Annotated in this window: 9 protein-coding genes; 6 read left to right on the top strand and 3 right to left on the bottom strand. The window is 58.2% G+C overall.

Annotated elements, in window-relative coordinates; translation table 11 throughout:
- Positions 1 to 4: 4 nt before the first annotated feature.
- Positions 5 to 1,648 carry an exonuclease domain-containing protein gene (locus HMPREF2681_RS00260; RefSeq protein WP_070545600.1) on the bottom strand — a complete coding sequence of 548 codons (1,644 nt, stop codon included), beginning with the start codon at positions 1,646 to 1,648 and terminating at the stop codon, positions 5 to 7.
- A 323-nt stretch (positions 1,649 to 1,971) separates the two neighbouring features.
- Between HMPREF2681_RS00260 and HMPREF2681_RS00255 the strand changes: the two genes are divergently transcribed.
- On the top strand, positions 1,972 to 2,214 hold the full coding sequence (locus HMPREF2681_RS00255) for a HigA family addiction module antitoxin (RefSeq protein ID WP_005510305.1): 243 nt from the start codon (positions 1,972 to 1,974) through the stop codon (positions 2,212 to 2,214).
- A gap of 173 nt (positions 2,215 to 2,387) precedes the next feature.
- Here HMPREF2681_RS00255 and glgX read toward each other — a convergent pair whose 3' ends face one another.
- Positions 2,388 to 4,529, bottom strand: a complete 2,142-nt coding sequence (gene glgX, locus HMPREF2681_RS00250) for a glycogen debranching protein GlgX (protein ID WP_048734718.1) — start codon at positions 4,527 to 4,529, stop codon at positions 2,388 to 2,390.
- A 274-nt stretch (positions 4,530 to 4,803) separates the two neighbouring features.
- Here glgX and HMPREF2681_RS00245 point away from each other — a divergent pair, with 274 nt between their 5' ends.
- The 5 genes from HMPREF2681_RS00245 (at position 4,804) to HMPREF2681_RS00225 (ending at position 10,127) form a co-directional block, all read left to right on the top strand.
- A complete protein-coding gene (locus HMPREF2681_RS00245; protein ID WP_042388769.1) occupies positions 4,804 to 6,300 on the top strand; it encodes a methylmalonyl-CoA carboxytransferase subunit 5S in 1,497 nt (498 codons plus the stop codon).
- Positions 6,301 to 6,323: 23 nt separating this feature from the next.
- Positions 6,324 to 7,937 carry an acyl-CoA carboxylase subunit beta gene (locus HMPREF2681_RS00240; RefSeq protein ID WP_070545597.1) on the top strand — a complete coding sequence of 538 codons (1,614 nt, stop codon included), beginning with the start codon at positions 6,324 to 6,326 and terminating at the stop codon, positions 7,935 to 7,937.
- Between the two features lie 50 nt (positions 7,938 to 7,987).
- Positions 7,988 to 8,242: a hypothetical protein gene (locus tag HMPREF2681_RS00235; RefSeq protein ID WP_070545630.1), complete on the top strand. Its 255-nt coding sequence runs from the start codon at positions 7,988 to 7,990 to the stop codon at positions 8,240 to 8,242.
- A gap of 71 nt (positions 8,243 to 8,313) precedes the next feature.
- A complete protein-coding gene (locus HMPREF2681_RS00230) occupies positions 8,314 to 8,673 on the top strand; it encodes a biotin/lipoyl-containing protein (protein WP_016422964.1) in 360 nt (119 codons plus the stop codon).
- A gap of 89 nt (positions 8,674 to 8,762) precedes the next feature.
- Complete coding sequence (locus HMPREF2681_RS00225; RefSeq protein ID WP_049193985.1) at positions 8,763 to 10,127, top strand: Na+/H+ antiporter family protein; 1,365 nt, start codon at positions 8,763 to 8,765, stop codon at positions 10,125 to 10,127.
- A gap of 40 nt (positions 10,128 to 10,167) precedes the next feature.
- On the opposite strand, the gene HMPREF2681_RS00220 is transcribed toward HMPREF2681_RS00225, so the two are convergent.
- Positions 10,168 to 10,836, bottom strand: a complete 669-nt coding sequence (locus tag HMPREF2681_RS00220; protein ID WP_224783712.1) for a TetR family transcriptional regulator — start codon at positions 10,834 to 10,836, stop codon at positions 10,168 to 10,170.
- Between the last annotated feature and the right edge of the window lie 57 nt (positions 10,837 to 10,893).

Below are 10,893 nucleotides of genomic sequence, written 5' to 3'. Positions count from 1 at the left end.
TGGCCTAGAAGGGTGGCATTCCGTCATCGCCGGGCAGGGAAGTAGAACCGAACAACGGAACCGACTCACTGGAGTTGTTTCCGGCGCTGGCGCTAGGTGTCCCTTCCGCAGTGTCTCCTGCTTCGGACGCGCCATCCTCTTCCGGATTCAGCCCGAGTGCGGTGAAGAGCTCCTTCTCAGTCCAAATCTGGATTTCCTGGCCTTCGGCCTGCAGCTGTCGAGCCCTCTTCTCCTTCGACGTCACCGAATCCCACGGACCGGCGACCAAAATGGTCGTTTTCTTCGTGACACCCTTATTGATATTCGCACCTGCAAAGGCGATCTTATCCCACAGAAAGCCCTTGTCATACGGGGCAAAATCGCCGGTCAGCGTCACCCGCTGCTGGTACAGCAGGCCGCTTGGATCCGCGTCCGGATTCGGGTCTGGAATGGTGTCCGGTGTCTTGGCCGCATCCCACTTCGCATTGCGACGCGGCCGACGTGACGGCGCGGAACTGCCGGACTGCGCACCAGCACCAGTACCAGTTCCCGCGTTGGTCCCGGCGCCAGTGCTGGCGACACCAGCCGGGTCATAGCGCACCATCCGCACTCGTCCACTGCCAATCTGGCCCAAGCTCAGCGAGACCTTCTGGCTCAAATCAGCCACCGATGTTGCGCGCTGCTGCTCCATCAACCACAGCGCTACCTCAGCACATGCGACCGCATCTGCCGTCGCATCATGATGATTCTCCAGCGACGCCCCCGCGGCCTCCGCCAATGTCGGCAGCTTCAAATTGGGCAGCCCCAACTGCATCTGCCGAGCCCACATATAAGTACACGCAAAATTCAACTTCGGTGCTGGAATGCCTTCCGTCCGGCACGCCCGCGACAGGGCTGTGAAATCAAACCGCGCATTGTGAGCAACTACGTCCAAATCCCCAACGACGTCAACAAACTTCGCCAGCTGCTCCGGAAATGACGGCTCACCGGCCACATCCGCCGCCGTGATGCCATGAATCGCGACATTGGCTTCATCAAAATACTCCAGCCCCTTTGGCGGACGGCACATCCAGGAATAACGCTCCGTCACCTTCCCGCCACGCACGACCGCAACGCCAAGCTGAATAATCGAGCCGGTGTCTTCGTTCGCTGTCTCTACATCGAACGCCGCAAACGGTGCGATGTCCGACGCCGCAACCTCATCCCCCGTAGGAAGCGGTGCAAAAGGCACAGACTGCTTTACGACGTCGCCCGCGCCCTCAACCACACTCACGCCTTCGGTGACCGCCGCACGCTGTGCCACCCACGGCATCAACGTGGAAGTAAAAGCATCTGCTGAGTTGTAGAACTCCGGATTCTTGGCCATCTCCGCCACGAGGTCTGCCAGCAACTGCGCTGCTGCCTGACGATGAGGCATCACACGGGCCTTTGGCAAAGCTACTCCGAGGTCCACCGTGCCGGGGAAAAAGCGGTTGGCCGGAGTGTAGACACCGTTTTTACTTGCCGATGCGACCTCCGCAACGTCGGCAAGCGGGAGGGGCTTCGCGGGGTCGGTGCTAGCCGTGTTGATGGTGTGGGTAAGGCGGAGCCCATCTGCGGTAATAGTCACCGTGTCGCCTGTGAGCTCGAAGACGACGGCGGGCTCGGAGGATGGCGTGGTCGTAGTCATGCACTAGATGGTAGCGCCGATGGCGGATTGAGCCCCATAGAGGCTGCGGTACCTGCGGTTCTCGCCGAGTACACATGGCTTCCGACAATGTGGAAATGCCCACAAAAATAGGAATATTTATGGAGCGTTCGGACAGTGGGGGTGTCTGTACCCCTGAAAACCACATGTTTTGGGGGGTTAAATGTCCGGATGCATTTTGAGCGGGCGCTCCTTATACTTTTCGACGAACGGCGGTAACTGGTCGTTCGAGCTTTCGAGCTCAAGCGTAGGGCAAAGCGGAAACAACGTATGCCAGTGAAGCGATGAAATAAGGAGTAAACATTTTGAGCACGCATCCTGTGCACCCTGGTTCTATCTTGAACGATAATTTCCTCGAGCCGCGACACCTCTCTATCTACCGACTGGCTCTTGCCATCGGCGTGCCAAGCTCAACTCTGGAGCGCTTTCGCACCGGCCGCACTGCGGTCACTACTGACCTCGCAAATCGACTGTCCGACTACTTTGACACCGAGCCGGAGTACTGGTTGAACTCTCAGGCGGAGTTCAATATGCGCGCATCTGCGTAAGAAGACTTCACGCCAGCTCGGCTCCCGCAGTGCTGTGTTGACCCAAACCCTGTTTTGAGTTGAACTCAGAGCCGAAAAATCCCCTGTCAGTGGAAGAAAAGTCTTCCGCCGACAGGGGATTTTTGTGTAGGAACAAACCCAGGCCCAGGCCCCTACACCCAACGCGGACGCGGCTAGTGCCGCTCGATCAGCACGATGGTAGAACGGGCTGGCACGCGGAGCTCGCCTTCTGGCTCAACGATGCGCTCGCGGGTCGGGCGACCCGTGATCTCTGTGGTGTCGATGATGACTTCCCAGCTGTGTGCGTATTCGGTGCCCGGAATTTGGAACATGATGTCCTCGTGGTGAGCGTTGAAGCACAACAGGAAAGAGTCATCTTCAATCCTGTGACCTCGGCGGTCAGGCTCAGTGATGGCATCGCCGTTGAGCCAGACCATCAACGACTTGCCGAAGTCGAAGTTCCAGTCATCGGTCGTCATGACACGACCCTCATAGGTCAGCCAGGCAATGTCACGATCGTCGGTTTCCGCACCGAGCGGGCCACCGCGCAGGAAGCGGCGGCGTCGGAAGACTGGGTGTTCCGCACGCAGCTCAGTCAGGAACTGGGTGTATTCGACCAGTTCAGAGTTGGTACGAGTCTGATTCCAGTCGACCCAGGCCAAACGGTTGTCCTGGCAGTAGACGTTGTTGTTGCCCTTCTGGCCACGTCCCATTTCGTCACCGTGGCTAATCATCGGAGTGCCCTGGGACAGCAGGAGAGTGGTCAGGAAGTTACGATGCTGGCGAGCGCGCAGCGAAATGATGCGCTCGTCGTCGGTCGGGCCTTCCACACCGCAGTTCCACGAACGGTTGTGGGACTCGCCATCGCGGTTGTCCTCGCCGTTGGCCATATTGTGCTTCTCGTTGTAGCTGACCAAGTCATTGAGAGTAAAACCGTCATGCGCGGTCACGAAGTTAATCGACGCAGTTGGGCGGCGGTCATTGTTTGCATACAGGTCCGAGGAACCGGTGATACGTGAAGCGAACTCGCCGAGCGTGGATGGCTCACCGCGCCAGAAGTCGCGGATAGTGTCGCGGTACTTACCGTTCCATTCAGTCCACTGCGGTGGGAAGTTACCGACCTGGTAGCCACCTTCGCCGACATCCCACGGTTCTGCGATGAGCTTGACCTGGCTGACAATCGGATCCTGCTGCACCAAGTCAAAGAAGGCAGAGAGGCGATCCACATCGTGGAATTCTCGAGCCAGGGTGGATGCCAAATCGAAGCGGAAGCCGTCGACATGCATCTCGGAGACCCAGTAGCGCAGCGAATCCATGATGAGCTGCAGCGAGTGCGGGTGGCGCACATTCAGGGAGTTACCGGTGCCGGTGTAGTCCATGTAGTGCTGGCGATCGCCTTCGACCAGGCGGTAGTAGGCCTCGTTGTCGATGCCTCGGAAGCAGATGGTTGGGCCCATGTGGTTGCCCTCGGCGGTGTGGTTGTAGACCACGTCGAGGATAACCTCAATGCCGGCATCGTGAAATGCGCGCACCATGCCCTTGAACTCGCTGACTGCTCCGCCTGGCTTTTGGGAAGCCGAGTAGTCCTGATGTGGTGCTAGGAAACCGAAGGTGTTGTAGCCCCAGTAGTTGCGTAGCCCCTTTTCGCGCAGGTGGTCGTCCTGGAGGAACTGGTGGACCGGCATCAGTTCGATAGCCGTGACACCAAGGTCCTTGAGGTAGTCAATAATCGCCGGATGCGCGAGACCGGCATAGGTACCACGTAGCTCCTCCGGAATATCCGGGTGAGTCATGGTCATGCCCTTGACGTGGGCCTCGTAAATCACGGTCTCGTTGTACGGCGTGCGAGGTGCGCGGTCAGCGCCCCAGTCGAAGAATGGGTTGATGACCACGGAGGTCATGGTGTGTCCCAGGCTGTCCTCGGTGTTGCGCTTCGAGTGGTCATGAATGTCATAGTTGAACAGTGATGGGTGACCGTCGAATTCGCCGTCGAAAGCCTTGGCGTATGGGTCGACCAGCAGCTTGTTGGGGTCGCAACGCTTACCGTTGGCCGGATCGAATGGGCCGTGTACGCGGTAGGCGTAGCGCTGGCCCGGCATGATGGACGGGATGTAGCAGTGCCAGATATGCGCATCGACTTCTTCCAACTCAATGCGTGTTTCTTCGCCTTCGGCGCTAATCAGACAAAGCTCAACCTTTTCCGCAACGTCGGAAAAGAGTGCAAAGTTGGTGCCAGCGCCGTCGTAGGTAGATCCGAGCGGGTAAGGCTCACCCGGCCATACTTGATAATCGCCGACTGTATTTGCTTGGTTCATGTGACTACCTTAACCGTTTTGTAAAAAACATGAGCCTTTTTCGGTCCCGTGTGGGCGCGCCATCCGTCCCATCTGTCGAGCGCAATTCGCAAAAACGACCCCCAGGGAAAAATTCGAGTCGAACGATTAAGAGCATAAACTTCGCGTGAAAATAAGTATTTAACCCTGCAAGTGGGCAATTTGACACTCTAAACGCACCTTGGCGGGCGCCGAATCCCCAGTATTCGCGGTCACCAACGCGCGAAGATCCCCAAAGGCCTTTACTTTTGGAGTTATGAGTCCACGAACCATTGGTGTAACGGAAGTAGCGTTCCGAGACGCTCATCAGAGCCTCATGGCAACGCGAATGGCTATGGAAGACATGGTCGATGTCTGTGAAGAAATGGACAAGGCCGGTTTTTGGAGTGTGGAGTGCTGGGGCGGCGCAACCTTTGACGCCTGCATCCGCTTCCTTAATGAAGATCCCTGGGAGCGCCTGCGGACATTCCGCAAGCTGATGCCGAACAGTCGCCTGCAGATGCTGCTGCGCGGCCAGAATCTTCTCGGTTACCGCCACTACGAGGACATGGTGGTTGACAAGTTCGTCGAGAAGTCCGCTGAAAACGGTATGGACGTATTCCGTGTTTTCGACGCGCTCAACGACCCACGCAATCTCGAGCACGCCATGCGCGCGGTCAAGAACGTCGACAAGCATGCGCAGGGCACGATCTGCTATACGACGTCTCCGCTTCACGACGTCGACGGGTACGTTAAGCTCGCTGGTCGTCTACTGGATATGGGGGCGGACTCCATTGCGTTGAAGGACATGGCAGCGCTGCTGAAACCTCAGCCGGCTTACGACATCATCCGCGGCATCAAGGAAACTTACGGCGAGGACACCCAGATTAACGTCCACTGTCACTCGACCACCGGTGTCACGATGGTGACTTTGATGAAAGCCATCGAAGCTGGTGCGGATGTCGTGGACACGGCAATTTCGTCGATGTCGCTGGGCCCGGGGCACAACCCGACCGAGTCGCTGGTGGAAATGTTGGAGGGAACCGACTACACCACCGACCTGAACATGGATAACCTGATCACCATTCGTGACCACTTCCGCAAGGTGCGTCCGAAGTACGCAGAGTTCGAGTCGAAAACCCTGGTCAATACCGACATTTTCATGTCGCAGATTCCTGGTGGCATGTTGTCGAACATGGAAAACCAGCTCAAGGCCCAAGGCGCGGGTGACCGCGTCGAAGAGGTTATGCGTGAGGTACCGATTGTCCGAAAGGACGCCGGTTACCCGCCGCTGGTGACTCCGAGCTCGCAGATCGTCGGCACGCAAGCTGTGTTTAACGTGCTGATGGGACGCTACAAGGTTATGACGGCTGAGTTCGCTGACCTCATGCTCGGCTATTACGGGCAGTGCCCGGGTGAGCGCAACCCAGAGCTGATTAAGCAGGCAGCGGAACAGACTAAGAAGGAAGAAATCACTGTTCGTCCGGCTGATCTCCTCGAGCCAGAGTGGGACGACCTGGTCGAGCAGGCCAAGGAGCTCGACGGTTACAACGGCACCGCCGAGGACGTCCTGACCAACGCACTGTTCCCATCCGTCGCACCGGGATTCTTCACCACGCGCGGCGAAGGGCCGAAGAACGTCGGTAAGACTGCCGAACAGCTCAAGCGCGAGGCGGAGCAGGCCTCAGGTGCTGCCAATGCCATTCGCGAGCCAATTCGCTACAAGGTCACCGTTGGCGGTCGTTCGCAGACCGTCCAGGTGGAACCCGCCTAGGAACATCGGGAGAAGAGATAGCAATGTCGCAAAGTTCAGCAAACCAGCCGAATTCGGCGGATGCCGTCGCGCCGGGCGTCGATGCCTCGATGGCGGAGCGCCTGGATTATTTGGATGCTCAGCGTCGCCGTGTTGAGTCCGGTGGCGGTGAAGCCCGCCAGGCCAAGCAGCACGAACGTGGGAAGATGACTGCCCGCGAGCGTATCGACAACTTCGTCGACGAGGGCACTTTCCGTGAAACCGGGATGTTCATGACTCACCGCACCACCGACTTCGGCATGGATACTGCCGACGCGCCTGCCGACGGCGTGGTCACCGGCACTGCCGCGGTTCTCGGCCGGGCAGTACACGTGGCCTCCCAGGACTTCACGGTCATGGGTGGCTCCGCTGGTGAAACGCAGTCCCGCAAGGTTGCGGCCACCATGCGCTCTGCTGCCGACAACGGCACTCCGTTCGTTTTCATCAACGACTCCGGTGGCGCTCGCATTCAAGAGGGAATTGACTCTCTGTCGGGCTATGGCCAGGTCTTCTACAACAATGTCTGGCTATCCGGTCTGGTGCCGCAGATTTCCATCATTGCAGGTCCATGTGCTGGAGGCGCTGCCTACTCGCCAGCTCTGACCGACTTCATCATTCAGACGCGCAAGGCGCAGATGTTCATCACTGGTCCGGGTGTTATTAAGTCTGTGACCGGCGAAGAGGTCACCTCCGAGCAGCTCGGTGGCGCTGATGCGCACATGGCCAAGGCCGGCAATATCGACTTCGTTGCCGACGATGACGAGCAGGCCATCCTGATTGCGCAGAAGCTCCTAAGCTTCCTGCCACAGAACAACACGGAAGAGCCACCAATCGTGGATCCGGTATTCGACGCCGAGCCGGATCCAGAGCTACGCGACATCGTCCCCGTCGATGGCAAGAAGGGCTACGACGTCCGCGAGGTCATCATCCGTATTGCGGACAATGGCGATTTCCTCGAGTGCCAGGCGGGTTTTGCCACCAACCTGGTTGTCGGCTTTGGTCGAGTTTTGGGCCGTACCGTGGGCTTTGTCGCCAACCAACCGAACGTGATGTCCGGTGTGCTGGACATCAATTCCTCGGACAAGGGCGCAAAGTTCATCCGCTTCTGCAATGCCTTTAACATCCCGCTGGTCACCCTGGTTGACGTTCCTGGCTTCATGCCGGGCGTCACCCAGGAGCATGGCGGCATCATCCGCCACGGCGCAAAGATGCTCTACGCATACTCCGCAGCGTCTGTGCCCAAGGTGACCGTCGTCATGCGTAAGGCCTACGGCGGTGCGTACCTGGCGATGTGCTCGAAGGACCTCGGTGCGGACTACGTATTCGCATGGCCGACCGCGGAAATTGCGGTGATGGGCGCAGAGGGTGCGGTCAACGTGGTCTTCCGAAAGGAAATTGCCGCCGCGGGCGACGAGGAAGAGCAGGCGCGCGTGCGCGACGAGCGTATCGCCGAATACAAGACACGCTTCTCGACGCCGTATGTCGCCGCCTCGCGCGGACTGGTCGACGACGTGATTGACCCGGCGGAAACCCGCCTGCGTGTGGCTGACGCACTGTCGGTTCTGCGTAACAAGCGCGAGGTTCGCCCGGCCAAGAAGCACGGATTGGGGCCACAGTAGTGTCTGACGGCATCGGTGAGATTAAGGAGCTGCGAGCGCTCGTCGCTGAACTGACCGACCGGTTGGATGCGACCTCGACAAGCTTGCAGAAGGCCACGGCACGCCTGAATCAGGCAGAAAGCGAGTTGGCTGAACTGCGCAAACGCGTGGACGCAGATATCCCCGAGGATACTGTCATCGCCATTTCGGCAGCGGTGTCTGCGTACCTGGGCAATCGCGGCAAGGTGAAGGCAATTCGATACAACCGCCATAAGACGTGGGCTGCGCAGGGACGCCAGATCCAGCAGCAGCGCAACCTGCGTTAGTTGGAAATTTTCGATACCCGACTTAATTGAGTCTGACTCATTGACTTTTGCTACGTGAGGATTGTTGAGCCATGAAATTGAAAGTGACTGTCGGCGGCATTGCCTACGATGTCGACGTTGAAGTAGTTGAGGAGCCCAAGCGTCTTTCGCCCATCGTGTTGGGTGGATCGTCGAGCGCTTCCGTTGAGCCGGCCACCGCTAGTGTCTCGGGTGTCTCCGCCAATTCGGTGGTGGCGCCACTGGCAGGTTCGGTCAGCAAGATTTTGGTCGAGGAAGGCCAGAAGATTGAGGCTGGGGAGGTGCTGCTCATTCTCGAGGCAATGAAGATGGAAACCGAGATTACGGCCCCGGCTGCAGGCACCGTCGGCTCTATTCATGTCGAAGTCGGCGACGCAGTGCAGGGCGGCCAGGGACTCGTCTCGATTGATTAGCCGCATTAGCCGGGGTGTAAAGATTTTGGGGTGAAGTCTTTCTAGCCCCGGTTGCTGGAAATACTTAAGGTTGCCTTAATATTTTCCTTATGAATGCCGTTCTTCTCGCCGTTTTGGTGATGCTAATCCTGGCGGTCTGCCGGGTACACGTTGTGCTAGCGCTGTTTATTGGCGCCTTAGTCGGTGGTCTTTCCGCCGGTATGGGGCTCGATGCCACAATGGTTGCCTTCCAGGAAGGCCTCTCTGGTGGTGCGAAGATTGCCCTGAGCTATGCCATGCTGGGTGCCTTTGCCATGGCAGTGGCATCCTCTGGGTTGCCCAAATTGCTGGCCGATTGGCTGATTGCCAAGATCGGTACGGAGGATGAAGGCGCTAAATCTAAGGCAGAGGCATGGACCAAGTGGGGTATGGTCGCCGGCATTTTGGCCATGGCGATTATGTCGCAGAACCTCATCCCAGTTCACATTGCGTTTATCCCGCTGATTATTCCGCCGCTGTTGCCGGTATTTAACCGCCTCAACATCGACCGTCGAATGATTACCAGTGTGATGACCTTCGGTTTGGTCACCACCTACATGTGGGTTCCGGTCGGATTCGGTTCTATCTTCCTGAACGACATCCTGCTGGGGAACATCGAGAATGCTGGCCTTGATGTTTCCAATATCAACATCATGATGACGATGGGCATCCCGGCTCTCGGCATGCTGGCCGGTCTGGCCATTGCCGTATTTTTCTCCTACCGGAAGCCACGGCATTACGAAGATCGGCCGATTGCCCAGTCCTCACACGCAGAAACCCAGTCTGACGAACCGGTGTCGAAGTACCGAGTTATCGTCGCTCTCGTTGCAATCGTGGTGACTTTCGTCGTCCAGATTGTGATGAATTCTATGGAGACCGATGCCGATCCGTTGCTGATTGGTGCACTCACTGGTCTGGCAATCTTCATGTTCACCGGCGCCGTGCGCTGGCGTGAGGCGGACGACGTGTTCACCGCCGGTATGAAGATGATGGCCCTGATTGGTTTCATCATGATTTCTGCACAGGGCTTCGCCTCGGTGATGTCGGAGTCCGGCCAGATCGAGCCGCTGGTGACCGCTACTGCAGAGCTGTTTGCGGGCAACAAGCCTGCCGCTGCATTCGCCATGCTGGTCGTTGGTCTGGTGGTCACGATGGGTATTGGTTCGTCCTTCTCGACGTTGCCGATTATCGCCATCATCTATGTGCCGTTGTGTCTGTCGCTGGGCTTCTCGCCGATGGCTACCGTCGCCATCATTGGTACTGCAGGTGCTCTAGGTGATGCTGGTTCGCCGGCATCGGACTCGACGCTCGGCCCGACGATGGGTCTCAATGCCGACGGGCAGCACGACCACATTCGCGATTCGGTTATTCCGACCTTCCTGCACTTCAACCTGCCGCTGCTGGCAGCTGGTTGGGTAGCAGCTCTGGTGCTCTAGCGCCGGGGCTTGACCGTGAGCGTGATTGTTTCAGCGGGGCTTACTGACCTGCAATCCCCTTAGTCTCCGCAACCCCCGCAATTCCGGCGATAAAGAGCTCGGTTCCCAGTGCAATGCGCTGGCGGCCGAGCTCTTTTGTCTGTGTAGCCGTATCTTCAGAGGAAATCTCGACCTCAGCGTCCTTACCGGCGGTGTTCTCGCCACTGGCATCACCATTGTCGGAAACGCCCTTGGCGCCATTTAGATTAAGCGCGATGGCTGTCTGCTGGTCGACTGTCGCACCGAGAATGAAGTACACGAGGACAGACGCGGTATCAGCCGCTGATGGGGTGCTGATGGAGGTTTCGGATGCGTTCTCCAGGACGTCGGCAAGCAGTTGTTCGGGGCGAATCGTGGCGGTGCCCGTAGCGAGCGCGGCCGAGACGACCTCGGCGCCATCCCGATGAGCGGTGAGGCAGGAGTAGAGCAGCTCGGCGACGGCTTCGATGTCGGCACGCCAATCGCCTGTGGCGGAAAACTCTGTGCAGGGAGCCAAGATGCGGTCAGCGACGGCGCCCAGCAGTGCCTGCTTGGAAGGGTAGTGCCAGTACATTGCGCCAGCGGCGGTACCCAAGTGGCGAGTCAGGCGGCGGATCGTGAGATCGCCGAGTCCGTACTCGTTGAGAATGGTGAGAGCTGCGTCGACAATGATGTCCTTGGTCAATTGCACACTGCCTACCGTAGACGAAAGAAGAATCATCTGGAAGATGTCTCAAGGCTGAAATGG

It is taken from the genome of Corynebacterium sp. HMSC064H12, assembly GCF_001809925.1.
Lineage (GTDB): Bacteria > Actinomycetota > Actinomycetes > Mycobacteriales > Mycobacteriaceae > Corynebacterium > Corynebacterium jeikeium_D.
This window is presented reverse-complemented; position numbering and strand designations above follow the sequence as displayed.

What these genes read in the sequence shown, in the direction of transcription:
- HMPREF2681_RS00225 (WP_049193985.1), top strand. Translation starts at nt 8,763, where the DNA reads ATGAATGCCGTTCTTCTCGCCGTTTTGGTGATGCTAATCCTGGCGGTC.
- HMPREF2681_RS00240 (WP_070545597.1), top strand. Translation starts at nt 6,324, where the DNA reads ATGTCGCAAAGTTCAGCAAACCAGCCGAATTCGGCGGATGCCGTCGCG.
- HMPREF2681_RS00260 (WP_070545600.1), bottom strand. Translation starts at nt 1,648, where the DNA reads ATGACTACGACCACGCCATCCTCCGAGCCCGCCGTCGTCTTCGAGCTC.
- glgX (WP_048734718.1), bottom strand. Translation starts at nt 4,529, where the DNA reads ATGAACCAAGCAAATACAGTCGGCGATTATCAAGTATGGCCGGGTGAG.
- HMPREF2681_RS00230 (WP_016422964.1), top strand. Translation starts at nt 8,314, where the DNA reads ATGAAATTGAAAGTGACTGTCGGCGGCATTGCCTACGATGTCGACGTT.
- HMPREF2681_RS00245 (WP_042388769.1), top strand. Translation starts at nt 4,804, where the DNA reads ATGAGTCCACGAACCATTGGTGTAACGGAAGTAGCGTTCCGAGACGCT.